The organism is Pseudomonas sp. ABa2 (genome assembly GCF_056676075.1).
Window position 1 is genome coordinate 63,253 of the sequence record NZ_CM155239.1, and the last position, 26,578, is coordinate 89,830.

At 65.7% G+C, this 26,578-nt stretch carries 22 protein-coding genes and 2 pseudogenes; 16 read left to right on the top strand and 8 right to left on the bottom strand.

Annotated features, from left to right (window positions below; translation table 11 throughout):
* Positions 1-2 precede the first annotated feature (2 nt).
* From tssJ to AC1G9C_RS00365, 11 genes are all read left to right on the top strand, one after another.
* Positions 3-485, top strand: coding sequence for a type VI secretion system lipoprotein TssJ (gene tssJ, locus AC1G9C_RS00315; protein ID WP_480409148.1), 483 nt, complete (start codon positions 3-5; stop codon positions 483-485).
* Positions 482-1,813: a type VI secretion system baseplate subunit TssK gene (gene tssK / locus AC1G9C_RS00320; RefSeq protein WP_397498077.1), complete on the top strand. Its 1,332-nt coding sequence runs from the start codon at positions 482-484 to the stop codon at positions 1,811-1,813. The genes tssJ and tssK overlap by 4 nt, the downstream gene beginning before the upstream one ends.
* Before the next feature lie 2 nt (positions 1,814-1,815).
* Positions 1,816-2,697, top strand: a complete 882-nt coding sequence (gene icmH, locus AC1G9C_RS00325) for a type IVB secretion system protein IcmH/DotU (protein WP_021444065.1) — start codon at positions 1,816-1,818, stop codon at positions 2,695-2,697.
* Entirely contained in the window at positions 2,694-6,233 is a 3,540-nt protein-coding gene (gene tssM / locus AC1G9C_RS00330; RefSeq protein WP_480409149.1) for a type VI secretion system membrane subunit TssM, read from the top strand. Before icmH ends, tssM begins: the two co-directional genes overlap by 4 nt.
* Entirely contained in the window at positions 6,233-6,961 is a 729-nt protein-coding gene (locus AC1G9C_RS00335; RefSeq protein ID WP_480409150.1) for a PP2C family protein-serine/threonine phosphatase, read from the top strand. The genes tssM and AC1G9C_RS00335 overlap by 1 nt, the downstream gene beginning before the upstream one ends.
* Positions 6,958-7,929, top strand: a complete 972-nt coding sequence (locus tag AC1G9C_RS00340) for a serine/threonine-protein kinase (RefSeq protein ID WP_480409151.1) — start codon at positions 6,958-6,960, stop codon at positions 7,927-7,929. Before AC1G9C_RS00335 ends, AC1G9C_RS00340 begins: the two co-directional genes overlap by 4 nt.
* A gap of 24 nt (positions 7,930-7,953) precedes the next feature.
* On the top strand, positions 7,954-10,044 hold the full coding sequence (locus tag AC1G9C_RS00345) for a type VI secretion system Vgr family protein (protein ID WP_480409152.1): 2,091 nt from the start codon (positions 7,954-7,956) through the stop codon (positions 10,042-10,044).
* An 8-nt stretch (positions 10,045-10,052) separates the two neighbouring features.
* On the top strand, positions 10,053-10,526 hold the full coding sequence (locus AC1G9C_RS00350; protein ID WP_480409153.1) for a hypothetical protein: 474 nt from the start codon (positions 10,053-10,055) through the stop codon (positions 10,524-10,526).
* Between the two features lie 38 nt (positions 10,527-10,564).
* Positions 10,565-13,402, top strand: a complete 2,838-nt coding sequence (locus AC1G9C_RS00355; protein WP_480409154.1) for a pesticin C-terminus-like muramidase — start codon at positions 10,565-10,567, stop codon at positions 13,400-13,402.
* A gap of 10 nt (positions 13,403-13,412) precedes the next feature.
* Entirely contained in the window at positions 13,413-13,814 is a 402-nt protein-coding gene (locus tag AC1G9C_RS00360) for a lysozyme inhibitor LprI family protein (RefSeq protein ID WP_457788388.1), read from the top strand.
* A 236-nt stretch (positions 13,815-14,050) separates the two neighbouring features.
* Positions 14,051-15,067, top strand: a complete 1,017-nt coding sequence (locus AC1G9C_RS00365; RefSeq protein WP_480409155.1) for a tetratricopeptide repeat protein — start codon at positions 14,051-14,053, stop codon at positions 15,065-15,067.
* A 10-nt stretch (positions 15,068-15,077) separates the two neighbouring features.
* On the opposite strand, the pseudogene AC1G9C_RS00370 reads toward AC1G9C_RS00365, so the two are convergent.
* The 7 genes and pseudogenes from AC1G9C_RS00370 to purE all read right to left on the bottom strand — a co-directional run.
* Positions 15,078-15,302: pseudogene (locus AC1G9C_RS00370) on the bottom strand (FAD/FMN-containing dehydrogenase); the annotation flags it as partial.
* A 116-nt stretch (positions 15,303-15,418) separates the two neighbouring features.
* Entirely contained in the window at positions 15,419-16,987 is a 1,569-nt protein-coding gene (locus AC1G9C_RS00375) for a choice-of-anchor I family protein (RefSeq protein WP_480409156.1), read from the bottom strand.
* A gap of 200 nt (positions 16,988-17,187) precedes the next feature.
* Positions 17,188-17,724, bottom strand: coding sequence for a DUF3299 domain-containing protein (locus AC1G9C_RS00380; protein WP_021444075.1), 537 nt, complete (start codon positions 17,722-17,724; stop codon positions 17,188-17,190).
* A gap of 99 nt (positions 17,725-17,823) precedes the next feature.
* Positions 17,824-18,069: a GlsB/YeaQ/YmgE family stress response membrane protein gene (locus tag AC1G9C_RS00385; RefSeq protein ID WP_021444076.1), complete on the bottom strand. Its 246-nt coding sequence runs from the start codon at positions 18,067-18,069 to the stop codon at positions 17,824-17,826.
* 67 nt (positions 18,070-18,136) lie between these two features.
* Entirely contained in the window at positions 18,137-18,901 is a 765-nt protein-coding gene (locus tag AC1G9C_RS00390; RefSeq protein ID WP_397498069.1) for a substrate-binding periplasmic protein, read from the bottom strand.
* 56 nt (positions 18,902-18,957) lie between these two features.
* On the bottom strand, positions 18,958-20,043 hold the full coding sequence (locus AC1G9C_RS00395; RefSeq protein WP_480409157.1) for a 5-(carboxyamino)imidazole ribonucleotide synthase: 1,086 nt from the start codon (positions 20,041-20,043) through the stop codon (positions 18,958-18,960).
* Positions 20,044-20,047: 4 nt separating this feature from the next.
* Entirely contained in the window at positions 20,048-20,539 is a 492-nt protein-coding gene (purE, locus tag AC1G9C_RS00400) for a 5-(carboxyamino)imidazole ribonucleotide mutase (protein WP_021444079.1), read from the bottom strand.
* Between the two features lie 278 nt (positions 20,540-20,817).
* Here purE and AC1G9C_RS00405 point away from each other — a divergent pair.
* The 5 genes and pseudogenes from AC1G9C_RS00405 to AC1G9C_RS00425 all read left to right on the top strand — a co-directional run.
* Positions 20,818-21,042: pseudogene (locus AC1G9C_RS00405) on the top strand (zinc-dependent alcohol dehydrogenase); the annotation flags it as partial.
* A 68-nt stretch (positions 21,043-21,110) separates the two neighbouring features.
* Positions 21,111-21,905: a hypothetical protein gene (locus AC1G9C_RS00410; RefSeq protein WP_480409158.1), complete on the top strand. Its 795-nt coding sequence runs from the start codon at positions 21,111-21,113 to the stop codon at positions 21,903-21,905.
* 80 nt (positions 21,906-21,985) lie between these two features.
* Complete coding sequence (locus AC1G9C_RS00415) at positions 21,986-22,978, top strand: AraC family transcriptional regulator (protein WP_480409159.1); 993 nt, start codon at positions 21,986-21,988, stop codon at positions 22,976-22,978.
* Between the two features lie 271 nt (positions 22,979-23,249).
* Positions 23,250-24,278, top strand: a complete 1,029-nt coding sequence (locus AC1G9C_RS00420; protein ID WP_480409160.1) for a histone deacetylase family protein — start codon at positions 23,250-23,252, stop codon at positions 24,276-24,278.
* Positions 24,279-24,359: 81 nt separating this feature from the next.
* Positions 24,360-25,454 (top strand): polyamine ABC transporter substrate-binding protein, encoded by a 1,095-nt coding sequence (locus AC1G9C_RS00425; RefSeq protein ID WP_480409161.1) that lies wholly within the window; start codon positions 24,360-24,362, stop codon positions 25,452-25,454.
* A 31-nt stretch (positions 25,455-25,485) separates the two neighbouring features.
* On the opposite strand, the gene AC1G9C_RS00430 is transcribed toward AC1G9C_RS00425, so the two are convergent.
* Entirely contained in the window at positions 25,486-26,463 is a 978-nt protein-coding gene (locus AC1G9C_RS00430; RefSeq protein ID WP_480409162.1) for a GlxA family transcriptional regulator, read from the bottom strand.
* Between the last annotated feature and the right edge of the window lie 115 nt (positions 26,464-26,578).

Here is a 26,578-nt window from a genome sequence, read left to right on the forward strand (position 1 = left end):
CCATGCCTCGCCTGCTTTCCCTCGCCTTCATCGCCGCGCTGCTGAGCCTGGCCGGCTGCGCCGCGCTGTCGCCCTATTCGAGCATGACCAAGCTGGACCTGAGCCTGGCCGGCAGCGACCAGCTCAACCCGGACCTGCACGGCCGTCCCTCGCCCATCGTGCTGCGCCTGATGGAGCTCAAGCACCCGGTGGCCTTCGAGAACGCCGATTTCTTCTCCCTCTACCAGCGGCCCAAGGAGGCCCTGGCTCCCGACCTGGTGACCCTCGAGGAACTGGAGCTGCGCCCGGGCGAGACCCGTGAACTCAAGGTGTCGGTGCAGGAAGGCAGCCGCTACGTCGGCGTGCTCGCCGCCTACCGCGACCTGCCGGAAGCCAACTGGCGCTACGTCATCGCCATCGACGCGCAGCAGCGCAACCAGGCGCGCCTGCGCCTCGACGAGCGCGGCATTCGCAATCTCGATGCCGAGCAGGAGCAAAGCCGATGAGTCAGCATAAAGTCATCTGGCAGGAGGGCATGCTGCTGCGCCCGCAGCACTTCCAGCAGAACGATCGTTACTTCGAGCACCAGCTCAAGGTGCGCACGCAGAAGCTGGCCAGCTACGCATGGGGCTTCTTCGAACTGGAGATCGACCGCCAGTTTCTCAACATGGGCAAGCTGGTGGTGAGCAAGGCCAGCGGCGTGCTGCCTGACGGCAGCCTCTTCGACCTCGGCGCCGAGCGCGAGCCGCTGGGCCTGGACGTGCCGCCGAACACCGGCAACACCCCGGTGTACCTGGCGCTGCCGCTGGTCACCGGCAACCATATCGAGAGCCGCCGCCCGGAGCAGAAGGATGTGCTGGCGCGCTACGTCGCCTTCGACGAGGAAGTCGCCGACTGCAACGCCGGCGACAGCAGCCACAGTCAGGTCAGCACCGGTCGCCCGGATTTTCGCCTGCTGCTCGGCGAGCAGCAGAGCGACCAGGCCTATGTGAAGCTCAAGCTGTGCGAGGTGCTCGACACCACGCCGGACGGGGTGATCAGCCTCGACCCGGAATTCAGCCCGACCTACGTCAACTTCCAGGCTTCCGGCTACCTGCTCTCCTGCCTCAAGGAAGTGATCAGCATGCTCGCCCACCGCGGCGACATCCTCGCCGAGCGCATCCGCGCCACCGGCAAGGTGGGCGGCGCCGAGGTCGGCGATTTCATGATGCTGCAGCTGATCAACCGCTACGAGCCGATCCTGCGTCACCACCTGGGCGTCGAGCAGGTGCATCCGGAGCAGATCTACCGCGAGCTGGTCGGCCTGCTCGGCGAGCTGGCCACCTTCTCCAGCGAGACCAAGCGCCCGCGCCTGGAAGGCCGCTACCTGCACAGCGACCAGGGCATGAGCTTCCGCAAGCTGATGGACGCCATTCGCCAGGTGCTGTCGATGGTGCTCGAACAGCACGCCATCGAGATGCTCCTGCAGCAGCGCCAGTACGGCATCCAGGTGTCGCCGCTGCACGACCACAAGCTGCTCGGCACCTCCAGCTTCGTGCTCGCCGCCAGCGCCCAGTGCGACTCCGAGGAGCTGCGCCAGCGCTTGCCGGCACACCTCAAGGTCGGCCCGGTGGAGCGCATCCGCCAGCTGGTCAACCTGCACCTGCCGGGGATCAAGGTCAAACCGCTGCCGGTGGCACCGCGGCAGATTCCCTTCCACTCGGGCAAGACCTACTTCGCCTTGGAGCTCAGCTCCGAGGAACTGGCGCAGCTGGAACGCTCCGGCGGCTTCGCCTTCCACGTGTCCGGCGAGTTCTCCGGGCTTGAGCTGAAATTCTGGGCGATCAGGAACTGACGATGACCATCAAGGAAATGGAATACGGCCAGGATGACAAGACGGTCATCCTCAACCGCAAGGGCGAAGCCCGCGCCGAAAGCCCGCTGACCGACTTCAGCGCGCCGCCGAAATTCGAGCAGCTGGAAGAGCGCATGATCTTCGCCGCGCGCCTGCGCCCGGCGGAGAGCTTCAACATCAGCCTCAACCCGCTGGTGGCGGCGGCCTCCGCGCTGCTCTCTGAGGTGGTGCGGCTCAAGCACAGCTTCGACAGCGAGGACCTGGACGCCCTCAACCAGCGCCTGACCCGCGAGATCAAGCTGTTCGAACACCGCGCCCTGCACGACGGCGCGGAAAGCAGCCAGGTGATGGCCGCGCGTTATGTGCTGTGCACCGTGGTCGACGAGGCCGTGGTGACCACGCCCTGGGGCAACGAGAGCCAGTGGTCGCAGATGAGCCTGCTGTCCTCCTTCCACAACGAGACCTTCGGCGGCGAGAAGTTCTTCCAGCTGCTCGAGCGCCTGTCGCGCAACCCGGTCAAGCACCTGCCGATGCTGGAGCTGATGTACCTGTGCCTGTCGCTCGGTTTCGAGGGCAAGTACCGCGTGCTGCCGCGCGGCATGCTCGAGCTGGAAGCGGTGCGCGACAGCCTCTATCGGCAGATCCGCCAGCTGCGCGGCGACGTGCCGCGCGAAGTCTCGCCGCACTGGCAGGGCCTGAAGGACACCCGCCGGCGCCTGGTGCGCATCGTGCCGTGGTGGCTGGTGGCGCTGTTCACCCTGATGTGCCTGGTGATGATGTATGCCGGTTTCGCCTGGGTGCTCGGCGAGCAGCGCGACACCGTCCTCAAGCCGTATCAGCAACTCGACCCGGCCTCGGGTGTCAGCATGGATGACGTGAAATGAAGAGCTTCTTCGCCAAATTGGGCGCCTTTTTCCGCAAGACCTGGGTCTGGAGCCTGCTGCTGGTGCTGGTCCTCGCCCTGCTGGTGTGGTTCGTCGGTCCGCTGCTGGCGGTCGACGACCATAAGTTCTGGGAGTCGGCCACCAGCCGCTTGCTGACCATCAGCGGGCTGTTCCTGCTCTGGGGGCTGGCCATGGTGTTCGCCAGCTGGCGCGCCACCGCACGCAAGAAGGCCGAGGAGAACGACGCCGAGGCGCAGGAGCGCCTGCGCCGCGAGGAGCAGATCGGCGAGGAGCAGAATGAGCTGCGCCACCGCTTCAAGGACGCCCTGCGCACCCTCAAGCGCTCCAGCCTGTACCGCGGGCGCAGCGAGAAGTGGCGCAACGACCTGCCCTGGTACCTGCTGCTCGGCCCGCAGGGCAGCGGCAAGACCAGCCTGCTGGACTTCTCCGGCCTGGACTTCCCGCTCAACCGCGGCGACAGCCAGCGCCTGACCAAGGACGTCTCCGGCACCCGTTATGCCGACTGGTACTTCGCCGATCACGCCGTGCTGATCGACACCGCCGGGCGCTACCTGACCCAGCCCGACGCGCAGGTCGACGGCCGCGCCTGGGGCACCCTGCTCGGCCTGCTGCGCCAGCGTCGCGCGCGCCCGCTCAACGGCGTGCTGGTGAGCATTCCGGTCGAGCAGCTGCAGGGCGGCAGCGAAGTGGAGCTGGAAACCCTGGCCCGCCAGACCCGCCAGCGCCTGCACGAGATCCATCAGCGCCTGGGCGCCGACGTGCCGGTCTACCTGGTGCTGAGCAAGGCCGACAAGGTGCTGGGCTTCGACGAGTTCTTCGACCAGCTGTCGCGCGAGGAGAGCGAGCAGGTGCTCGGCGCCAGCTTCCGCAAGGAGCAGAACGCCAGCGACGTGAGCGTGGTGCGCCAGGAGTTCGAGGAACTGCTGCGCCGCCTCAACAGCCAGGTGATCCTGCGCATGCACCAGGAGCGCGACACCCAGCGCCGTGGCCGCATCCTCGACTTCCCGCACCAGCTCGGCCAGATCGGCGAGCGCCTGTGCCTGTTCATCGAGCTGGCCTTCGCCGGTAACCGCTACCAGCGCGCCAGCAAGCTGCGCGGCTTCTACCTGACCAGCGCACCGCAGCTCAACGAGCAGCTCGACCCGCTGACCGCCGGCATCGGCCGCAACCTCGGCCTGGCCGGCAGCGCGCTGCCGACCTTCCGCACCGGCCGTGCACGCTTCATCAACCACCTGCTCAGCCGCGTGATCTTCCCCGAGGCCGACCTGGCCGGGCTCGACCAGAAGGAAGTGCGCCGCATCGACTGGGGCCAGCGCGCCATGTACGCCACCGCCTTCGCCGTGCTGGCGCTGTTCGGTGTGCTCTGGGCCAGCGGCTTCTCGGCCAACCACGGGCGCCTGGAACAGCTGCGCGAGATCGCCCAGAAGCTCACCCGCGAGCACCAGGCGATCAACCCGCAGGACGACGCCCTGCAGACCCTCAAGGCGCTGGACAGCAGCTACGCCGCCACCCTGGTGTTCCCGCCCAAGGGCGAAGTGTCCTACCTGGAGCGTACCGGCCTGTTCCAGGGCGAGGCGGTCAATCCACCGGTGTATTCGACCTACCGCGCCGAGCTGGAAACCCTGCTGCTCCCGCGTGTGGCGCGTCAGCTGGAGGCGCAGATCCGCGCCAACCTCGGCGACCGCGAGCGCCTGCTCGGCAGCCTGCGCGCCTACCTGATGCTCAACCTGGAAGAGCGCCGCGACGCCGCCTTCCTCAAGGAGTGGGTAGCCGCCGACTGGTCGCTGCGCTATGCCGGCAACAGCCCGGCGCAGCATGGCCTCAACACCCATTTCGCCCGTCTGCTCGACGAGTCCTTCGCGCCCTATGCGCTCAACGCCCAGCTGGTCGCCCAGGCGCGCCAGGTGCTGCGCAGCGAGTCGCTGGCCAATGTGGTCTACCGCATGCTGCGCGAACAGGCGCGCAGCCTGCCGGACTACCGCCTGAGTCAGAAGCTCGGGCCGCAGGCCGGGCTGATCAATGGCAGCGACTACGCCATCCCCGGCTTCTACACCCAGGCCGGCTACAGCAAGACCTTCACCGCCCAAGGCGGCAACCTGGTGCGCGAGATCCTGCGTGACAACTGGGTGCTGGGCGAGGGTGAGAGCCTCAGCGCCGGGGACCTCGGCCGCCTGATGGTGGAGCTGGAGCAGCTGTACTTCCGCGATTACGGCAACTACTGGGGCGAGGCCATCGCCCAGCTCAGCCTGGAGCCGATCGGCAGTGCCGGCCGAGGTGCCGCCCTGCTCGGCGGCCTGACCGCGGCCAATTCGCCGTTGCTGCAACTGCTGGTGGAAGTGCGCGACAACACCCGCTTCAAGGGCCTGGCCGAGGCCGCCGACGACGCCGGTGCCGCCGCCGAAGCGCTGGAAGGCGCCAAGGGCAAGCTGGGCAAGGCCGCCAAGCTGGCCAGCGCCGCCGCCGAACAGGCGCAGCAGGCCCTGGCCAAGAACACCCCGGACACCGCGCGCAAGACCCTGGAGCGCCGCTTCGAGGTGCTGCACAAGCTGCTCGACGACAACGGCGGTGCCGGCGTCGAACTGGCCGCCAGCCTGCAGGCATTGGACGAACTGCAGCGCCAGCTGGCCAGCCTGGCCAATGCCGGTGCCAGCGACCAGGCCGCGTTCGAGATGGCCAAGGCGCGCATGGCCGGCAAGCGCGATGCGATCAACCAGGTGCGCAGCGCCGCCGCGCGCCTGCCGCAGCCGGTGGGCAACTGGCTGGCGCTGCTGGCCGAGGACAGCTGGACCCTGGTGCTGGGCGACGCCTACCACTTCCTCAATCAGCGCTATCAGAGCGAGCTGTACGCCGCCTACGACAACTCGCTGAAGCAGCGCTATCCGTTCAGCGCGCACAGCGAGAGCGACGTGGCAGTGGCGGATTTCCGCGAGTTCTTCAAGGCCCAGGGCATCGCCGAGCGCTTCTTCGACCAGTACCTGCGCCCCTTCGTCAGCGGCAGCGCTGACGAGTATCGCCTGCGCCGCGTCGATGGCCGCGGCCTGCCGCTGTCGCGCGAGTTCCTCCTGCAGATGAGCCGCGCCCAGGTGATCCGTCGCAGCTTCTTCGCCGAGAACCCGGCCGAGCCGCAGGTGCTGTTCAAGCTCGAGCCCTACTCGCTGGACTCCAGCCTGAGCCGCGCCGACTTCCGCTTCGGCAAGCAGCAGCTGGAATACCGCCACGGCCCGATCGTCGCCACCGCCTTCCGCTGGCCGGCGGCGAGCGAGGAAGACCGCACCAGCCTGGTGGTCGAGGAACTCGGCGGTCGCCGCGTCGGCATCGAGAAGAACACCGGTCCCTGGTCGCTGTTCCGCCTGCTCGACCTGATGGACGTGGACTACCACAGCGGTCGAGACGTGCTGATCCTCAAGGCCAACCTGGGCGGTCTGCACGCCAACTACCTGCTGCACAGCCAGCGTTCGCCGAACCCGTTCGACATCGGCCTGCTGCGCAGCTTCAAGCTGCCGGCGACGCTCTGATGCCGGCAGTCGCCAAAGCCTGGCGCAGCGCGGCGCGCACCGACACCGGCAAGGTGCGCGCGCGCAACGAGGACGCCTTCCTGGCCCTGCCCGAGCAGGGCCTGTGGGTGGTGGCCGACGGCATGGGTGGGCACCAGAACGGCGCCCTGGCCAGCCGCCTGATCGTCGAGCAGCTCGCCGAGCTGGCTCAGGGTAGCCTGGAGCAGCGTCTGGTGGCGCTGCGTCAGGCGCTGCACCGGCTCAATCATCGCCTCGGTCAGGAGCTGACGGTGACCGCCGAGCGCCCGGACACGGTGATCGGCAGCACCGTGGTCGCCCTGCTGCTCGACGGCGACCGCGCCGCCTGCGTCTGGGCCGGCGACAGCCGCTGCTACCTGTGGCGCGGCGCGCGTCTGTATCAGCTCAGCCGGGATCATTCGCTGGTGCAGCAACTGATCGACGAACAGGGCCTGACGCCGCAGGAGGCCGCGCGTCATCCGGCGGCGCATGCCCTGACCCGCGCCATCGGCGCCAGCGAGACCCTGCAGCTGGACATCCTCGAACTCGACGTGCTGCCCGGCGACGTCTTCCTGCTGTGCAGCGACGGCCTCTACCAGGGCGTTTCCGCTGACGAGCTGGGCGCCTGCCTCAACCTGCCTTCGCCGCACCTGGCCGTGGAGCGCCTGTTCCAGCGCGTGCTCGACGGCCCGGCCCGTGACAACCTCAGTGCCGTGGTGATCCGCCAATGATCGAAGCCGCCGAAGCCAGCGACCTCACCTACTTCGCCCTGGCCGCCACCGCCGCCAGGGAACCGGTGCGCGAAACGCCGCGTCAGGCCCCCGGCGAGCTGCCGGAGGTGCTCGGCGGCCGCTACCGGATCGAGCGTCTGCTCGGCGTCGGCGGCATGGGCGCGGTATACCGCGCGCGCGATCTGCTGCGCGAACAGTTCGGCGACCCCGAGCCCTATGTCGCGCTGAAGACCCTGAGCGACGACTTCGCCGAATACCCGGACGCCAACGCCCTGCTCTACAGCGAGTTCGCCCTCACCGCACGGCTCAGCCACCCCAACGTGGTGCGCCTGTTCGGTTTCGAGGTGGACATTCCCAGCCAGCGCGCCTTCATCACCCTGGAACTGCTGCGCGGCCTGACCCTCGATCAGCTGCTCTGCGAACGCCCCGAGGGCCTGCCCTGGGAGGAGCTGCGCGGCATCGCCATCCCGCTGCTCGAAGCCCTGTGCTATTCGCACCAGCTGGGCGTGCTGCATGGCGATCTCAAGCCGAGCAATGTGATGCTGGCCGAAGACGGCCTGCGCCTGTTCGACTATGGTCTCGGCCAGCCGGTGGAGGGCCTGCTGCCCGGCCTGCCGCGCCTGTGCCGTAGCCGCATCGCCGCCTGGACACCGCGTTACGCCGCGCTGGAGTTGCTCGAAGGCGCACCGCTGTCGGCGGCCGCCGATGTCTATGCGCTGGCCTGCGTGCTGGTCGAGCTGGCCAGCGGGCAACACCCGTTCCGCCGCCTCAGCGCCAAGCAGGCCAAGAGCATGGAGCTGGACAGGCAGTTGCAATGCCCGGCGCAGGTGCCGCTGCACTGCTGGCAGGCCCTGCGCACCGCGCTGGCCTTTGACGAAAGCCAGCGGCAGATCGGCTGCAGCGAGCTGCTCGAGGCGTTTCGCCGGCCACCGGCTTCGCGTCTGCGCTGCTGGCTGGGCAAGGCATAAGGACTTAATCGAAAGGATACGCATATGTTCAACCCGGCCAATGAAACCCATTTCAGCCTGACCATCGAAGGCGTCGAGCACGATCTGCAGGTGCTCGAATTCAACGGCCGTGAGGCCATCAGCCAGCCCTATCGCTTCGACGTCGAGCTGATCAGCGAACGGCCGGATCTCGATCTGACCAGTCTGCTGCATCAGCGCGCCTTCCTTGCCTTCAGCCCCAATGGCGACGGCATCCACGGCCTGATCCACCGGGTCGAGCAGGGCGAGTCCGGCAAACGCCTGACCCGCTATCGCCTGGCCATCGTGCCGCAGCTCGCCTACCTGGCGCACCGCACCAACCAGCGCATCTTCCAGCACCTGACGGTGCCGCAGATCGTCGCCCAGGTGCTGGAAGAGCACGGCATCGTTCAGGGTGGCTACCAGTTCCAGCTCGGCCCCAGCGTCTACCCGCAGCGCAAGTACTGCGTGCAGTACGACGAGAGCGACCTGCACTTCGTCCAGCGCCTGTGCGAGGAGGAAGGCATCCACTACCACTTCCAGCACAGCGCAAGCGGCCACGTGCTGTGCTTCGGCGATGACCAGACCGCCTTCACCAAGCTCGGCCAGCCTACGCCCTATATCCAGGACAGCGGGATGACCGCCGACGATCCGGTGATCAAGCGCCTGGCCCTGCGCCTGGAAACCCGCACCCGTCGCACCGCCCGCCGCGACTACCACTTCGAGCAGCCGCGCCTGCTGCTGGAGGCCGCCTACCAGGGCGAGCAGGCCGGCGAGAACGACGGCCTGCCCGATCTGGAAGACTACGACTACCCCGGCCGCTACACCGACCGCACCCGCGGCAAGCACCTGGCCAAGCGCGCCCTGGAACGCCACCGCGCCGACTACCAGCAACTGCAAGGCCAGAGCGACCAGCCGCGGTTGGTCACCGGGCATCTGCTGGAAATCTCCGAACACCCACGCCGCGAATGGAACGACCTGTGGCTGCTGACCGAAGTGCTGCACGAAGGCAAGCAGCCGCAGGTGCTGGAGGAGTCGATCACGAGCGATCTGACACGACGCAGATCGGCTCCCTCGCTCCTTCGGGGAGAGGGGAAAAAGGGCGACGCCGACTTCACCCAAGGCTACCGCAACCGCTTCCTCGCCACCCCCTGGGACGTGCCCTACCGCCCGCAACTCGCTCACCCCAAACCCCGCGTGCTGGGCAGCCAGAGCGCCGTGGTCACGGGACCGGCTGGCGAAGAAATCCATTGCGACGAATATGGTCGAGTGAAGGTGCAGTTCTTCTGGGACCGGGAAGGTCAGGCCGACGAAAAAACCAGCTGCTGGCTGCGCGTCAGCTCCAGCCGGGCCGGTGATCGCTACGGCGCCATCACCATCCCGCGCATCGGCATGGAAGTGCTGGTCACCTTCCTCGAAGGCGACCCCGACCAGCCGCTGATCACCGGCTGCCTGTACCACGCCGAACACGTGGTGCCCTACGACCTGCCGGCGAACAAGACCCGCAGCGTGTTCAAGACCCTGAGTAGCCCCGGAGGCGGTGGCTACAACGAACTGCGCATCGAGGATCGCAAGGGCGCCGAGCAGATCTACATCCACGCCCAGCGCGACTGGGACGAAAACATCGAGCACGACCAGAAGATCCGCGTCGGCAACGAACGCCACGACACCGTGGAGAAGAACAGCTACACCGAACTGCTGGCCGAGGAGCACCTCACCGTCACCGCCGACCGCAAGGTGGAGGTCAAACCCCAGGATCACCTGACGGTGGCGACCGACCAGCACATCAAGCTGGGCACCGCGCAACTGACCAAGGCCGGCCGCGAGATACATCTGAAGGCCGGGCAGAAAATGGTCATCGAAGCCGGCATCGAACTGACCATCAAGGCCGGCGGCAGCTTTATCAAACTCGACCCCGGCGGCATCACCATCTCCGGCCCGCTGGCCAGGATCAACGCCGGAGGCGCGCCGGGCAAGGGCTCGGGACTCAAGATCAAGCCACCGGTGCTGCCGGGAGCGGCCGATAGCGACAAAGCGGGGAGTTTGTTGGAGCAGGCATTCGCCAATCTGCTCAACCCTAAAAAGAAAGTGAAAAGAACCATGAATTTTTCGGGCTGAACCAAACGATGAATACCAGGATCAAGAAACGACCCTTTCAACACTCCACAGGTCAGGTGCTGCTGTTCATCCTGTCCTGCGGGTATCTGGCGGGTTGTGCTGCCATCGAACTTGAACCCATCACCTACCAGGAAGCCGTCACCCAGTACCAGGAGGGCGGCGGTATCGAGAATTACCGCTGCGCGCTGGTTCCGGCTGATGAGCAGTATCAGGCCCTGCGTGACGCTCAGCCGATAGCCGTCGAAATAGATGAGGTGCTGTTCGTCAAGATCGCCGGCACCGTCCAAGAGCTGCAACAGACCGATATCAGCGAGACCCGCACGTCCTACGCCTACGAGGACATGAGTGCCACGCTCACTACGGTCAGGCAGTTCAATCATTCGGAGTACGGCGAGTCACATGACCGGCACGTTGACCTCACCTTCGAATCGGCCGGAGAGACAGAGACCTACAAGACCTTCGGAGCGGCCTGTGGCCTCTGACCGTTGAATACGATTACAAGCTTTTCATAGGACAAGTCATGACAGGACGTCGCTACAAAATCGTTGAAAGTGTTGGAAGCCGCATCGAGGATGTAAACCGCTACGAAGATCTTGCCAAGCATCACCCTTCGGCTGGCCGTGAACCCAACCGGGATTACGAGACCATCAACGGCCAGCTCGAAGAGGTGCGTCATGTCGGTGGCCGCACGCTTATCAAAAAGGATTTCGTGCTGCTCGTTGATGGCAGCAACCAATCCATCCCGGTTCCCAGCCCCCTGACCGGCTATGCCAAGACCAGCCGCGCTTACGGCACGCTGAAGATTTATGACGCCCCCAGCAACGGCCAACTGATCGGGCAGATTCTGCACCTTCACCCCACGTTCAAGGTCAACGACGGAGACGCTATCACCTACGGCCAGCACATTGGCCTCCAGGCCGGAACGGGCAGGACGGGGGCACAGAGTTACGCCATCCACGTCCATGCCGAGCTGGAGGAAGGCGATTTCAAGCGCTACATCGCCGACATGGTCAGCGGCACCCTCAACCCGGACGAGGAAAAACCGGACGTTGTCGGTGGCGGCGAAAGCGCAGCCAGGGGGGACTGGTGCTACCCATGCTCGGCGTCCGCCGGCCATGCACTGCAACACCTGACCGCCTTGAGCAAGGCCAGGGCCGGGTTCTACCCCATCGGTGGAAACGGCCTCTGGCACGGCGGCATCCACCTGGACAAGGGCACCTCTGAAGTCTTCGATCAGAGCCGTGTCAACTGCATGACCCATGGTGAAGTGGTCGCTTATCGCATCGACAATGAATACCCTGTCAGCACCTACGCCGGTCGACCACCGCTGCAGGTCAGGGCGCCGTTCTCCACCGGCTTCGTTCTTGTCAGGCACACGCTGCAGCCCAAGGTACCCGCAACCGCTGACGAGTCGAAGCCCAAGCCGCCTGCGCTGACCCTCTACAGCCTCTACATGCACCTCAAATGTTGGAAAGACTACCGACAGGACGAGAAGCTGGAGCGGCCAGCCTTCTGGGGTTCCGGCATCTATACCGTCAACACCCGCAGTGGCGAACTCAACGTCAGGGCCGAAGCCCGCAGTAATGCGCCGATCATCGGCAAACTCAGCAAGGGTGCCCAGGTTCGCGCCTCGGGCGAGGGCGCCTTCCTCAAGCTCGAACAGGTGATCAGCGGCAATGACCAGGCCGCCCTCACGCCAAGAGAGGACGGCAGCCTGCCGGGCTATGTCGCCTCCTCCTTCCTGACGGCTCAATCGCAGCCCAAGGCCACGGGCTCGGTGGTACTCCTCGATCCGCCCGTGCCGATCAAGGCCGGCGACCTGATCGGCCATGTCGGTAAGTACCAGAATCAGAGCGACGGTTCGCTTCAGGAACTGCTGCATCTGGAAGTCTTCAGTTGCGAGGACGTGCCTGCGTTCGTCAGCCAAAGCCGCAGCTGGGCGCAGAGCCTGCCGGACGAGGAAAAGACCCTGCTCAAGATCCACGCCGGAGCCAGCAAACTCATTGCGCACCGCGATGACATCAAAAGCGATAATCCGCCGAAACTGAGCGATGAAGGTACTGAGATCGGCGTCGACCTGATCCTGCCGCAGAGCGTGCTGAATGCTATCCCGGCCGAGGCCAGGGTCAAGGTTCCGGCCAGCAACACAGCAACCGGCTGCACGCCCGAAGTCCACTGGTGGCGACTCGACGATCTGCTGGCCGACAAGGACGGCAAGCCGATCAACGGCTGGCTGGCGGAGCAGGAACTGATCACCACCCGCCATAGCCCATGGGAATGGGAAGGCTTCGATTTTCTTGAAGATGCCGATCCCCCCAGCTCGGGGCTGGCCTACTACCTCAATGCGGCTCGCCGCCTCTCCGAGGATGAACAGGCAAGCTACCAGGGCGCCATCGACCAGTCCGACAAAGGCCCGGTGCGCAACCGTCTTTACGACATCATCGACACCAACCGCGACGGCAAGATGACCGCCGAAGAAGTCAAGGCAGCACTGGAAAAGCCCTGGCATGCCCAATCCATCTCGCAGCTCGTCACGCGCCATGACAGCGAGTGGTTCTGGGATGCTGCGCGCTGGGACGAACTCGACGGCCTGATGGGCCACGCAGCCGATGACCCCAACCAGGACTGGGTCGAAGAGAAGAAGCGCATCCAGGCCCTGAGCTGGTGGAGCGATGTGGCTGGGAAATATGGTATTAGCACGGACGGAAAAGCGTGGCACTTGCAACCGCTCGCTCTTATCGGTGCGTTCAGTACAGCCGATAAGGCTGTCCCCACGATTAAAGAAGGGCAAATAACATTTGACGCTGAAGGGAATAATATCCCCACTTCTCCGTACTTCAGTCGTGTCATTCACTGGCCAGGAAACGATCTGTCAGGGGTAACTCTGGGGCGTGGTTATGATATGGGTTCCAGAAACGAGTCAGAAATCTACAACCATATGAAAAATGCCGGCATCGAGCATGATCAGGCAACGAAGATTTCTCAGGCTTTCGGGAAGAAAGGCGCGGCTGCTCAGCAATTTGTAAGAGAGAATAAGGCAAGCATTGGGGAAATAACTGTAGAGCAGGAAATTATTCTCTTCAATACAATTTATCCAGACTATGTAGAGCGCGCTATTAAAAACTACAATTACTGGACTTCGAGCGAGTCGAATAGAGTCGAATGGAGCGCTCTTGACCAAGTCATCAGGGATGTGCTGGTAGATTTTGTTTATCAAGGCTTCACTAAGGGGCCAAATCCGATGAAGGCAGGGATGAAAAATAACAAGGAAGAATTGATTCGCTATATAGAAAACACACCTGCTATTAGCCAATACGAACCGGGAAGAAATAGAACCCGCTATCTCAGGAATAACTAGAGCTCTTAGTATGAGAAGAATATATCCATTTCTCTTGCTTTTTTGTACATTTCCAGCACTCAGTAACACCGTTGAAGATCCATGTGAAAGAGTTGAAGCCTCTCAGCAGATCGCACAGTGTGCAGAATATAGAAAAGACATATCGGATAAACTTCTGAATTCAGCCTACAAGGCAGCTCTTGATCGAATCAGGCACCAGTACAAGCAAGCGCCCTTGCTGGCGGATCAATATATTTCTCTGCTGAGGGGCGCGCAGCGAGAGTGGATCAAATTACGAGATGCCGATTGCAAACTTGAGGCTTTTGAAATAGAAGAAACTGCAGAAGCGTATCAGGTAACGATTAACAACTGCCTATCAAGGATGAGTAATGATAGGGCGGATTATTTGAAGCACATCGCGCCTGACATATGAGCGCCACTAGGGAACTCTGAAATAACCGTCATTCCCGCGTAGGCGGGAATCCAGAACCTGCGTAGTCCCTGGGCTCCCGCCTTCGCGGGAGTGACGATAAATGGCTTTTTTCAGAACTTCCCTAGCATTCATGGATAGGGTAGTTACACCTTTTATTACTCGACACATGAGCTGTGAATAAAATTCCAAGGGAACAGATGCCAAGATTGCACGGAAATAAACGTGACAGGCGATATATGGCGCTCACCTCCCTCCTGATGCTGGCCAGTGTCATCGCCCACGCCGAAGCGATACGCCCCGAAGGCCTGTCCGTGCTGCAGGAGCTGCGCATTGCATACGGTAACGACGACGGTGCGCAGCGCCTGCTGATCATCGATCACTCAGGCGCAGTGGTGCTCGACACAGAAAGCGCTCTGCCACGCATCGAGAACGAGTATTCGCCCCACAGCCACGACGGCTACATGGCGGATCTGCTCGCTGAGCGCCAGGGCAAGTCGACGGTGGTCGATCTGCAAGGTGAACGCCATACCCTGCTCTCACCCGTGAACAAGGCCGGGGATCACCTGCTGCTGACCACCCGGGAAGAGGGTAATGGCGCCTACAACTTCAACCTGAAGTTCAGGTACGACGGCGCCACGAAGTCCTTCGACCTGACCCAGGTGCTGCTGAACGAAAACAACACCGAGTGTGACCAGTCGCTGTTGAGCAGCTATGCGATCGACAGCAAGGCCGTTGGCGTCACGTCGGTCGCCGACTTCGATGGCGCCCGCGCCTTCGACGCATTGAGGGCGTTGCGCCTGGCGCATCAGAGATCATCTGCCGTCACGGCGGAGAAGCTGATGCCGGAGACGGTCGCCAGCAACTTCGACACGGCTCTGAGGGCCTACAAGGCCGGTAACGAGCAAGAACTGAAGACTCTCGTCGGCTACTTTCTCGCCGGTGAGGAGGACGGCGCCTGCGACCCCAGAAGCTATATCGTCGAGAAATACTATTTCCCGCAAAGGGTCGGCTGGTCGAACGACCTCGGCTTCTTGTTCGAGCAGGCCGGTCATTACCCGGAGGCGGTCGAACTGCTGAAACACATCACCCGGAAACACCCGGACAGGGTCGTTGCCTACCTCAACCTGGCGGATGCGTACTGGGCGCTGGACGAGCGGGAGCAGGCTCGGGAAGCCTACAACCAGTACTACGAGAAAATGCTCGCCGCCCAGAAGCAGGCGAGGATCCCGCCGCGCGTGCTGGAGAGAAAATAGCGCGCAGCGGTCAGGGCCGCTCTGCGGCCAATGCCTGCTCCAGCGCACCGGCCTCCTTGAATGCCCGCTGCCGCCACCAAGCGCCCATCTTGCAACTGCAACCACAGCACTTCGCCCTCGCCAGCCGCGTGTCGCGGTCGAGGAGGATGCGGTAGTTGTAGTCGCGCATCTTCAGCAGGGCGACAGGGGTGGCGATGACGCTAGGCATGCGGTTGATGTCGGCGAGGAATGCTGCCTGGAGAAAAAGGGGACGCCCATTAGCCGGTCTGACGTCAGTAGAGGGCAAACGGTCCTCCGTGAATCGAAAAGGCCAGACACGTCCCCCGGCCTTTTCTCTGCCGCCGGCTCCGTTCAGCGATGCTGGCGATCGATACGGAACAAACTGGTGGTGCCGCTGACTTCGTTGCCCACCACCAGCAGTGGCACGCCGATCGGGCTGTGCTCGGCTTCGATCACCATCAGCCCCTCGGGACCCAGGTCGCCCGCGGTGGCGCTGCCCGGGGTGGTGGCGAAGTCGCGATTGTTGAAGTACTGCACGAACTGCGGCGCCTGCGGCTGGCTGATGTCATAGACCATCACCCCGCCGATGCGCTCCAGGCCGATGAAGGCGTAGGTCTTGCCCCACAGCTTGGCCAGGGTCACCCCCTCCGGCTCCGGGCCCTTGTTGTCGCTGCGGTTGTCGAAGCTGTTGCTGGCGTGGTCGGCGTTGAAGAACTGCGGATTGGCCGCGGCGGTGATGCGCTCGAAGTCGGCGCCGCTGTCGTAGACCTGGGTGAGGTCTTCGCTCCAGATCGAGAAGGAGCGCCCACCAAAGGCGTGGATGGCTTCGTAGTGGCCGCTGTCCGGGTTGTAGCCGCTGGCGCTGGAGACGGTCAGGCGGCCAAGGTTGGCGTTTTGCTTGAGGTTGGCGGCATCCGGGAAGTGCAGCGGACTGAGCGGGTAGTTGGCGCTGCCCAGGCGCACCTCTTCGCTGAATCCGGGGTAGTCGCGCGCGTCGCCCTCGTTGGCGGTGACCAGGTAGGTGCGCCCGCGGTACTGGTAGCTGGCGATGGCGTCGGGCTGGTACATGCCCAGCACCGGCCAGGTGCGGATATTGATCTGGTTGTCGCGGTCGCTGGCGTCCAGCTCGTTACCGGTCAGACTGTGATCTTTCAGGCCAAGCCCGTGAATGGCCTTGAACTGACCGCGCTTGATATCCAGCACGGCCACCGCGTTGTTTTCCTGCAGGGTCACCCAGGCGGTTCTGGAGTCGTGGGCGACGCTGATGTACTCCGGCTCCAGGTCCTGGGCGACACTGGCATTGGGGCCGAAGATGCGCACCGACGGGTCCAGGTCGGCGCGGGAGAAGGCGCGGAAGTCGGCGGTACGGACCTGGGCCTGGGTCAGTTTGGCGATGTCCTTCGGCAGCTCGACGATGCTCACCGAGCCTTCCGGATCGGTCAGGTAGTCGTCGCTCGGTTCGCCCTCGTTGGCTACCAGCAGGTGTTTGCCGTCCGGAGTGAAGACGAGCATGTCCGGCAGGGCACCGACCTGCACCGAGGCCAGTACCTGGCCGTCGCGATTGAGGAACACGGCGCGACCGGGCTCGGTCTTCACCCGATTCTCCACCGCTGCGGCGATCAGCCCGCCGCGCACCGCGACGCTGTTCACCGCCCCGCCATGGGCAGACAGGTCGAGGTTGAACAGTAATGTGGGCCGGCTCGGCTCGCGTATGTCCAGCACGTCGATCAGGCCGCTGGCGGCGTTGACCACGAACAGCCGCTGGCTGGCCGGGTCGTGGGCGACGATCTCCGCTGCCGACTGGCCGAACAGGCCGCTGGTGTAACTGCCGAGCGGCGTCAGCTGGATGGCTTTGGGCGAGGCGGCGGCTTGGGCCAGGCCGCAGGCGAGCAGGCCGGCGGCGAGAACTGACTTGTGCATGGAAGGCTCCCTGTCTGGTTGGAGGGAGCAGGATGGGACAGGCGTATGTCGGCAGGATGACCGAGTGATGGCGGTTGCATGGCGAATCGACGACGCGCAACGGAGGCCGAGCCGCATGGGAGGCCGACCCCCTGTCCGTGACAGTCAGGCGAGCCCACTGCGCGGTTTGCGACGGCTCGCATGCGCGGGCTCCGGGGCGATCAGTAGAGGTCTTCGTCGGTCACCAGGCGTACTTCGCCCGCGTCCATGGCGTAGGCGGCGTCGGCCAGGTCGTTGCTGACCTGTTCCACCTTCAGCGTGCCGCTGACCCACAGCGGGGCATAGATGTCCTCGAGCGGGATGCCCTTGGGGTAGCGCACCAGCACCAGCTGGTTGGGCGGCGGTGGCGGGACATGGATGCAGGCGCCGGGGTAGGGCACGAGGAAGAACAGGGTGCTGTTGCCCTGCTCGTCGTTCTCCAGCGGCACCGGGTAGCCGCCCAGGCGCAGGGCCTTGCCGTCCAGCTCGGCCACGGTTTTGCTCGAGTACATCACCGCCGGCAGGTTCTGCTCCTGCTGGCGCAGGCCGCCCGGGGCGTAGAAGGTGCTGTCGCCCTCCGGGCCCTGGTGCTGGAGTTCGGGCATTTCTTCGAGGGCCTGGCGGTCCTCGGGAGGCATCAGGTCGAGCCAGTCGGTTTCCGGCAGTTCGGCGTGGGCCAGGCCGGTGAGCAGCAGTAGGGCGAGCAGCAGGTGGCGCATGGTGGGTGGAGTCTCGTGACGGCGGAAAAGCCAGAGCCGGCCAAGCGGGCGATTGTTGACGGCAACATCGCCGGCCAACCGGCTCCTGCAGAGGAGCGCTTAGCCCTTCTTGATGGCGCCGTAGATTATCAGCAGAACGACGGCGCCGATCACCGCGCCGACGAAACCGGCCGCCTGGCCGGCCTGGTAAATGCCCAGCGCCTGGCCGCCGTAGGTGGCGGCGATGGAGCCGCCGATGCCGAGCAGGATGGTCATGATCCAGCCCATGCTGTCGTCGCCCGGCTTGAGGAAGCGGGCGATCAGGCCGACGATCAGGCCGATGAAGATGGTGCCGATGATACCCATGTGGCGTTTCTCCTTGAGGGGCGCCGCGCGTGCGGCAGACGTTGCATGAGACAGGCGCGAGGCGCTGTCAGTTCGCCATGTCCGGCGCCGGTACGCCGTAACGGTGGTAGATCAGGCTGACTTCGCCCTGCTCGCGCATGCGCTGGAGTTCCTCGCCCAGGCGTTCGTAGAGGGCGCGGTGGTCGCTGTGGTAGCGCTTGAGCGAGGCACCGAAGTGGTTGCCGAGCAGCTGTTCGTGGGCGTACTGCGCGTAGCTGTAGTCGCGGAACTTCATCGCGGCGAACTGCGCCTCGATGGCCGCCGGGTCGAGAATGGCCAGGGCGTCCAGGCGGCCGGCGCGGAACATCGCCGCGAGCTGCGCGTCGTCGCTGGCGTAGACGCGACCGAGTCGGTCGTCGCTGTCGAACGGCTCGAAATAGGCGGTGCCGCGTTTGACCCCCAGGTTCTGCTGGTACAGGTCGGCGTAGCGCGCCAGTTCGGCTTCGCGTCCCGGGCGGACGATAAAGCGCACGTTCAGGCGCTGGCTGCCAATGCTCGGCAGGTAGTGGATATAGGCGCGGCGCTGCTCGGTGAGCAGCACCCGCGGTACGAGGTCGACGCGCCCCGAGCGCAGGTCGTCGAGGCTGCGCAGGAAGGGCGCCTGGCGCCAGTGCAGGCGCACGCCGAGGCGTTGTGCGGCGGTTTCCAGCACGCTGATCAGCGGGCCGCTGGGCAGGCCGTCGACGGCGCGCATCTCCGGCGGGCGTTCGCGGAAATCGACGCGCAGCACCTCCTGTGCAGCGACGCCGGTCATGGCGAACAGCAGGGGCAGCAGGGCGAGCAGGCGCTTCATGGAGGGGGCTCTTGGACGACGGCCGTCGTCCAAGAGCTTAGTCGCCAATCGCCGTTTCAGCCCTTGGCGATCAGCGCTTCGACGGCCGCTATGCCGGTGTCGAGACTGGCGCGGTCGGCGCTGCGCAGGGTGGCGTGGCCAACCTTGCGGCCGACCTTGAACGCCTTGCCGTAGTGGTGCAGATGGCAGTCCTTGATCGCCACCACGTCGCTCACCGCCGGTACCGTGCCGATGAAGTTGAGCATGGCGCTCTCGCCCAGCTTGGCGGTGGAGCCCAGCGGCAGGCCGGCGACGGCTCGCAGGTGGTTCTCGAACTGGCTGCACTCGGCGCCTTCGATGGTCCAGTGCCCGGAGTTGTGCACGCGCGGGGCGATCTCGTTGGCCTTGAGGCCGCCGTCCACCTCGAAGAACTCGAAGGCCAGCACGCCGACGTAGTCGAGTTTCTCCAGCACGCGGCCGACGTAGTCCTCGGCCAGCGCCTGCAGCGGATGCGCGCTGCTGGCCACGGAGAGGGCGAGGATGCCGCTGTCGTGGCGGTTGTGCACCAGCGGGTAGAAGCGCGTCTCGCCGTCGCGGGCGCGCACGGCGATCAGCGACACCTCGCCGGTGAAGGGTACGAAGCCCTCGAGGATGCACGGCACGCTGCCCAGTTCGGCGAAGGCGCCGACCACGTCCTCGGGCTTGCGCAGGACCTTCTGGCCCTTGCCGTCGTAGCCCAGGGTGCGGGTCTTGAGCACCGCCGGCAGACCGATGGCGGCCACCGCGGCATCCAGGTCGGCCTGCGACTGGATATCGGCGAAGTCCGGCGTGGGGATGCCCAGGTCCTTGAACATGGATTTTTCGAACCAGCGGTCGCGGGCGATGCGCAGCGCCTCGGCCGAGGGGTAGACCGGCACGAACTGGGAGAGGAAGGCCACGGTCTCGGCCGGCACGCTTTCGAACTCGAAGGTGACCAGGTCGACCTCGTCGGCCAGCTGGCGCAGATGATCCTGGTCGCCGTAGTCGGCGCGGATATGTTCGCCGAGGGCCTGGGCGCAGGCGTCCGGCGCCGGGTCGAGGAAGGCGAAGTTCATCCCCAGCGGGGTGCCGGCCAGGGCCAGCATGCGGCCCAGCTGGCCGCCGCCTATTACTCCGATCTTCATCGCATCAGGCCTCGCGCGGGTCCGGGTTGCTCAGCACGGTCTCGGTCTGCTCGTCGCGGAACTGCTTGAGCGCCGCGTGGAACTGCGGGTGCTGGTGGCCGAGGATGCTGGCGGCGAGCAGGGCGGCGTTGACCGCGCCGGCCTTGCCGATGGCCAGGGTGGCGACCGGGATGCCGGCCGGCATCTGCACGATCGACAGCAGCGAGTCGACGCCCGAGAGCATCGACGACTGCACCGGCACGCCGAGCACCGGCAGGTGGGTCTTGGCCGCGCACATGCCCGGCAGGTGGGCGGCGCCGCCGGCGCCGGCGATGATCACCTGGATGCCGCGTTCCTCGGCCTGTTCGGCGTACTGGAACAGCAGGTCCGGGGTGCGGTGGGCGGAGACCACCTTGACCTCGTAGGGGATGCCCAGCTTGTCCAGCATCTCGGCGGTGTGGCTAAGGGTGGACCAATCGGACTTGGAGCCCATGATCACGCCAACCAGTGCGCTCATCGTCGTGCCTCTCTATCGGGCGCCTTGCGGCGCGGCAAATATCGGCGCCTTGCGGCGCGTTAACTATCGGCGCCGGTCGGCGCGTCAAAAACCAACAAGCCACGCGGGAGAACCGGCGTGGCTTGTGAGCGACAGGTGGCCGGGTGCAGCCGGCCGAAGGCCGCGCAGTATAACGCAAAGCCGCGGCTGGCGGGCACTGGCCATGACCGTTTGTCATGCAAGCTGTGGCAGCGGGGAAAAGCCACCCGAACCTTGCTCTGCAGCAATGCCGGCGTGCCCCGCCGGGCGACTTCCCCGCGCCGATCTTCGACGTGGTGCTCAAGGCCATCGGCATCACCGCCTCCATCGTCGGCACCCGGGCCGATCTGCAGGAGGCGCTGGACTTCGCCGGAGAGGGCCTGGTCAAGGCCACGGTGCAGGCTGACAGGCTGGACGATATCAACGCCATCTTCGCGCGCAAGCGCGGCGGCCAGATCGAGGGGCGGGTGGTGCTGCAGTTCTAGCCTGCGCCGACCGCGGCGGCGCCGCGGTCTATACTGCGTACTCTTCACCCGTACAAGGACGTATCGCCATGAAGCAGCCTGTTTCGTTCGTCGCCCTGGCGCTGTGCTCGCTGCAGGTCGCCGCCCTGGAGCTGGCCAAGCATCCGCAGGCGTTCGACGCCGGCCAGGGCGTCAGCCTGATCCTCGCCCCCAGCGCCGACGGCCGGCAGGCCCTGGTACAGGTCAGGGGCATCAATCATCCGCTCGACGAGGTGGTGTTCCTCACCCAGGTGCGCGAGCTGGGCCACGAGCAGAGCGACTTCGCCATCCGCCTCGACGGCCGCGACTACAACCTGCTCAACCGCCGCCGTGCCTGGGGCGGCGAGAGCTATCAGCTCAACCTGCCGGACACCCCGGGTTTCGAGCTGGGCTACGACCAGGCGCAGACCCAGGCGCTGAACCTCGACGAGCTGCTGGCGCTCTACCAGCGCCAGGAAAGGGCCGGACTGCAGGCGCGCTTCGCCGCCTTCGACCGCAAGAAGCGCCTGCAGGACTACAGCCAGCGCCTGCAGCAGATGGACCGCGAGGCCTCGCAGGCCTGCGACACGCCGCTGGCGACCCGGGTGGACTGGAACGCCATCGACGACGAGCGGTTGATGAGCCTGAGCGTGCCGCACTTCTGCGGCGAGGTGGTCAGGCAGATCGCCTACCTGTGCGAGCGTGCCGCGCCGTACAAGGCCGAGGCGCGCAGCATCAAGGGCGTCGAGTGCCGCTTCGGCGAGGCGATGAAGCTGCGCGAGGAAAACGGCCAGCTGCTGTTCACCACGCGCAAGGACGAGCCGAACCAGGGCGACTTCATCAACGCGATTCTGCGCAACCGTTGATCGCCTCTGGCGGGTAAGGCCCACCATACCGCGGCATGCTTCTTGCGTTCTTTCGCTGACCTGCGAAGACGGAAGACCCCATGCTGCACGCCCACCTGACCACCCTGCACGTGGTCGCCCTGATCCTGCAACGCTTCGCCGCGCAGCCCGAGCTGATCCCCCGGCTGCTCGAAGGCAGCGGCATCGCCGCGGACGAGCCGGGCAATGGCGAGGCGCGCATCACCCGGGTGCAGGAGCTGCAGGTGTGCGCCAATGCCCTGGCCCTGCGCGCCGACCTCGGCCTGGAGCTGGGGCGCAGCCTGCATGTGTCGTCCTACGGTCTGCTCGGTTACGCCGCGCTCTCGGCTGCCACCTTTGGTGACGCCTGGCGCCTGCTGCTGCAGTACCCGGCGCTGCTCGGCACCTACTTCGACCTGCAACTGCAGGTGGCGGACGGCCTGGCCTGGGTCAGCGCCGGCGACTACCGCGACGCCGCCGAACTGGAGGTGTTCAACGTGGAGATGTGCCTGGCCTCGCTCAAGCTGATCGGCGACGAGCTGCTCGGCCGGCCGCTGCCGCTGGCCCGCGCCGAGTTCCGCCATGCCAGGCCGGCCTATGTGGCGCGCTACGAGCTGAGCTTCGACTGCCCGCTGGGCTTCGACGCTGCGCGCAATGCCTTCGCCTTTCCCGCCGAACTGCTGACTCGGCGCCTGCCGCTGGCCGACCCGGTGACCCACTGCGAGGTGGTCGAGCGCTGCCGCCGGCAGAACGCCGAATTCACCAGCCGTCAGGCCTGGCTGGAGCGGGTGCGCCAGGCGCTCGCCGCGCAGCTGGCCGCGCCGCCGGGGCTGGAGGCGCTGGCGCAGCAGCTGCACTGCTCGCCGCGCACCCTGCGCCGCCACCTGCAGGAGCTGGGTACCAGCTACCAGGGCCTGCTCGACGAACTGCGCTTCGAGCGCGCCAAGGCCCTGCTCGGCCAGCAGGACTGGCCGGTGTACCGCATCGCCGAGGCGCTCGGCTTCAGCGAGACCGCCAGCTTTCGTCATGCCTTCCAGCGCTGGAGCGGCGTGCCGCCGAGTCGCTTTCGCGCGTAGGGTGGATGGCGCTTTATCCATCCACCAGGGCCATGTGAAGGAAGGTGGATGAGAAGAGCGTCATCCACCTGGAACCAATCGGCGCGCATGGCGCACCCTGGCCGCAATCCGGGGACAGGGTGTCAGGCATTCCCGGATTGCATCCGGGCTACGACGGCAGGGCCAGCGCAGTTTGGCCATTTCGATCCCCTTTTGGCCGTTGCCAGCGTTTTCCGCCGGGGCGCGGCGGGCGAACAATTGCGGCACAACAACAAGCCCGGAGCCGCCTCGCATGCTCACCTACTACAGCGACGACCACCACCTGCACCACGGCAAGTGCGAGCTGATCGACGGCCAGCTGATGCCCTGCTTCGAGAAGCCGCAGCGCGCCGACCATATTCTGGCCCGCGTGAAGAATCGCCAGCTCGGCGACGTCCGCGCGCCCAAGGACTTCGGCCTGGCGCCCATCGAGCGCATCCACAGCAAGGCCTACCTGGACTTCTTCCAGGGTGCCTGGGCGCGCTGGCAGGAACAGGGCGGCCAGGGCGACCTGCTGCCCTTCACCTGGCCGGCGCGCACCCTGCGCCGGATCACCCCCAACGACCTGCACGGCCAGCTCGGCTACTACAGCTTCGACGGCGGCGCGCCGATCACCGCCGGCACCTGGCAGGCCGCCTACAGCGCCGCGCAGGTGGCGCTCAGTGCCCAGGCCGAGATCGCCAACGGCGCGCGCAGCGCCTTCGCCCTGTGCCGGCCGCCGGGCCACCACGCCGCCGGTGACCTGATGGGCGGCTACTGTTACCTGAACAACGCCGCCATCGCCGCCCAGGCCTTTATCGACCAGGGCCGCAGCAAGGTGGCCATCCTCGACGTCGACTACCACCATGGCAACGGCACCCAGGACATCTTCTACCGCCGCGGCGACGTGCTGTTCGCCTCGATCCACGGCGACCCGGCCGAGGAATTCCCGTTCTTCCTCGGTTACGCCGACGAGCACGGCGAGGGCGCCGGCGAGGGTTGCAACCTCAACTACCCGCTGCCCATGGGCAGTTCCTGGGAGGTGTGGAACCAGGCGCTGGAGCACGCCTGCCGGCGCATCGCCGAGTACGGTGCCGAGGTGCTGGTGGTGTCGCTCGGCGTGGACACCTACCTGGAAGACCCGATCTCGCAGTTCAAGCTGGACAGCCCGGACTACCTGGCCATGGGCCGGCGCATCGCCGCGCTCGGCCTGCCGACCCTGTTCGTCATGGAGGGCGGCTACGCGGTGGAGGCCATCGGGGTCAACGCGGTCAACGTGCTGGAAGGCTTCGAGGGCGCCTAGGGCGGCCTGTCCGCCCAAGGGTGGGCAAGGCGGCGCCAGGTCCACCCTCTCTATTTCATAACGTCTGCAAGGGTGAATACGATGACAACGATCAAACACCTGCTCGGCGTCGCCCTGTGCGGCGCCACCCTGCTCAGCGGCGCGCTGCAGGCCAAGGAGCTGCGCGTGTACAACTGGGCCGACTACATCCTGCCGTCGGTGCCCAAGGACTTCCAGAAAGCGTCCGGCATCCAGCTGACCTGGGACACCTTCGAGACCAACGAGGCGCTGGAGGCCAAGCTGCTCACCGGCAACTCCGGCTATGACCTGGTGATCCCTTCCAACCAGTTCCTCGAAACCCAGATCAGGGCCGGCGTGTTCATGCCGCTGGACAAGTCCAAGCTGCCCAACTGGAAGAACCTCGACCCGGTGCTGCTCGGCCTGCTGGAGAAGAACGACCCGGGCAACCAGTACGGCGTGCCCTACATGTACGGCACCGTGCTGCTCGGCTACAACCCGGACAAGGTCAAGGCCGCGCTCGGCGAAGACGCCCCGGTCAACAGCTGGGACCTGGTGTTCAAGCCCGAGTACATGAAGAAGCTGAAATCCTGCGGCGTGGCCATGCTCGACTCGCCCACCGAGATCATCCCCATCGCCCTGCACTACCTGGGCCTGGACCCCAACAGCGCCAATCCCGCCGACTACGACAAGGTCACCGAGCTGCTGCTCAAGGTGCGTCCCTATGTGGCCTACTTCCATTCGGCCAAGTACATGACCGACATCGCCAACGGCGACATCTGCGTGGCCATCGGCTATTCCGGCAGCTTCTACCAGTTCGCCAACCGCGCCAAGGAAGCCGGCAACGGCGTGGTGATCAACTGGCGCCTGCCCAAGGAAGGCGCGCCGATCTGGTTCGACACCTGGGCCATTCCCAAGAGTGCGCAGAACGTCGACGAGGCGCATGCCTTTATCAACCACCTGCTCGAGCCTGGGGTGATCGCGCCGATCAGCGATTTTCTCGGCTACCCCAACCCCAACGTGCCGGGCATGCAGCTGGTGGGCAAGGCGATTGCCGCCGACGCCGACCTGACGCCGACGCCGGAGCTGCAGAAGTCGCTGTACGTGGTGCAGCCGCTGCCGCAGAAGATCGAGCGGGTGCGTACGCGGGCCTGGACCTCGATCAAGTCGGGCAAGTGAGCGGCGACCGGGCGCCCCGCTGGCGGGGCGTTCAGGCCAGGCGGTTGAAGCGTCGCCGGTAGGCGCCCGGCGACAGGCCGACGCGCTCCTTGAACAGGCGGCGGAAGGAACTGCCGTCCTCGTAGCCGACCTGCTGGGTGATGCGCTCGAAGTGCTCCTGGCTGGCCTCCAGCAGGTGCTTGGCCCGCTCCAGGCGCAGGCTCTGCAGGTACTGCACCGGCGTCTGCCCGGTGGCGTCCTTGAAGCGGCGGATCAGGTTGCGCGGGCTCAGGGCGAAGCGCGCGGCGACCTCGTCGAGGACGATGCGCTCGGCGCTGTGCTTCTCCAGCCAGATCTGCACCCTGAGCACCTCGGCGTCCTGGTGTGCCTTGTTGAACGAGGCGCTCATGTAGGGCGTCTGCAGGCGCTCGGCGCTATCGACCAGGAGCTTCTTCGAACACTCGATGGCCAGCTGCGGCGAGGCGAAGCGGCGGATGATGTGCAGCAGCAGGTCGCTGCCGGTGGTCGAACCGGCCGAGCACAGCAGCTGGCCGTCGTCGGTGACGCTGCGTTCGGCCTGCAGCTGCACCCGCGGAAAACGCCGGGCGAACTGCTCGCTGAAGATCCAGTGGGTGGTGGCGCGGCGACCGTCGAGCAGGCCGGCCTGGGCGGTGACGAAGGCGCCGGTGCACATGCTGGCGATGTAGCTGCCCTGCGCATGGCGCTCGCGCAGCCAGGCGCTCAGCGGCTCCAGGGCCGGCAGCACGGCGAGGATGTTGAACATGAAGCCGGGCACTATCACCAGATCGCTGTGCGGCACCTCGCTCAGCGCCCGCTGCGGGGTCAGGCGCAGGCCGCCGGTGCACTCGACCGGGGCGCCGTCGAGGGAGGCGCTGTGCACCTCGAACGGGGTCGCCGCCGGGTCGCCGGTGAGAAAGCGCTGCAGCACGTTGGCGCATTCGAGAAACTCCAGCGCCGCCGAGACGCTGGTGGCCGAGCAGCGCTCGGCCATCACCACCGTGACCTTCATCCTTCCCGCCCCGCTGGCGGAATTATCCGCCTGTTATTGGTCGTTTTTGCCCATGGTGAGGCGCCGCTGCGCTTCCTAGCATGGCCTCACCCGGGCGCCACTGGCGGCCCGCGAC

Bases quoted from the DNA above. Each gene is read 5' to 3' on its own strand.
- tssJ (WP_480409148.1), top strand. From the start codon at position 3: ATGCCTCGCCTGCTTTCCCTCGCCTTCATCGCCGCGCTGCTGAGCCTG.
- tssK (WP_397498077.1), top strand. From the start codon at position 482: ATGAGTCAGCATAAAGTCATCTGGCAGGAGGGCATGCTGCTGCGCCCG.
- icmH (WP_021444065.1), top strand. From the start codon at position 1,816: ATGACCATCAAGGAAATGGAATACGGCCAGGATGACAAGACGGTCATC.
- tssM (WP_480409149.1), top strand. From the start codon at position 2,694: ATGAAGAGCTTCTTCGCCAAATTGGGCGCCTTTTTCCGCAAGACCTGG.
- AC1G9C_RS00335 (WP_480409150.1), top strand. From the start codon at position 6,233: ATGCCGGCAGTCGCCAAAGCCTGGCGCAGCGCGGCGCGCACCGACACC.
- AC1G9C_RS00340 (WP_480409151.1), top strand. From the start codon at position 6,958: ATGATCGAAGCCGCCGAAGCCAGCGACCTCACCTACTTCGCCCTGGCC.
- AC1G9C_RS00345 (WP_480409152.1), top strand. From the start codon at position 7,954: ATGTTCAACCCGGCCAATGAAACCCATTTCAGCCTGACCATCGAAGGC.
- AC1G9C_RS00350 (WP_480409153.1), top strand. From the start codon at position 10,053: ATGAATACCAGGATCAAGAAACGACCCTTTCAACACTCCACAGGTCAG.
- AC1G9C_RS00355 (WP_480409154.1), top strand. From the start codon at position 10,565: ATGACAGGACGTCGCTACAAAATCGTTGAAAGTGTTGGAAGCCGCATC.
- AC1G9C_RS00360 (WP_457788388.1), top strand. From the start codon at position 13,413: ATGAGAAGAATATATCCATTTCTCTTGCTTTTTTGTACATTTCCAGCA.
- AC1G9C_RS00365 (WP_480409155.1), top strand. From the start codon at position 14,051: ATGGCGCTCACCTCCCTCCTGATGCTGGCCAGTGTCATCGCCCACGCC.
- AC1G9C_RS00375 (WP_480409156.1), bottom strand. From the start codon at position 16,987: ATGCACAAGTCAGTTCTCGCCGCCGGCCTGCTCGCCTGCGGCCTGGCC.
- AC1G9C_RS00380 (WP_021444075.1), bottom strand. From the start codon at position 17,724: ATGCGCCACCTGCTGCTCGCCCTACTGCTGCTCACCGGCCTGGCCCAC.
- AC1G9C_RS00385 (WP_021444076.1), bottom strand. From the start codon at position 18,069: ATGGGTATCATCGGCACCATCTTCATCGGCCTGATCGTCGGCCTGATC.
- AC1G9C_RS00390 (WP_397498069.1), bottom strand. From the start codon at position 18,901: ATGAAGCGCCTGCTCGCCCTGCTGCCCCTGCTGTTCGCCATGACCGGC.
- AC1G9C_RS00395 (WP_480409157.1), bottom strand. From the start codon at position 20,043: ATGAAGATCGGAGTAATAGGCGGCGGCCAGCTGGGCCGCATGCTGGCC.
- purE (WP_021444079.1), bottom strand. From the start codon at position 20,539: ATGAGCGCACTGGTTGGCGTGATCATGGGCTCCAAGTCCGATTGGTCC.
- AC1G9C_RS00410 (WP_480409158.1), top strand. From the start codon at position 21,111: ATGAAGCAGCCTGTTTCGTTCGTCGCCCTGGCGCTGTGCTCGCTGCAG.
- AC1G9C_RS00415 (WP_480409159.1), top strand. From the start codon at position 21,986: ATGCTGCACGCCCACCTGACCACCCTGCACGTGGTCGCCCTGATCCTG.
- AC1G9C_RS00420 (WP_480409160.1), top strand. From the start codon at position 23,250: ATGCTCACCTACTACAGCGACGACCACCACCTGCACCACGGCAAGTGC.
- AC1G9C_RS00425 (WP_480409161.1), top strand. From the start codon at position 24,360: ATGACAACGATCAAACACCTGCTCGGCGTCGCCCTGTGCGGCGCCACC.
- AC1G9C_RS00430 (WP_480409162.1), bottom strand. From the start codon at position 26,463: ATGAAGGTCACGGTGGTGATGGCCGAGCGCTGCTCGGCCACCAGCGTC.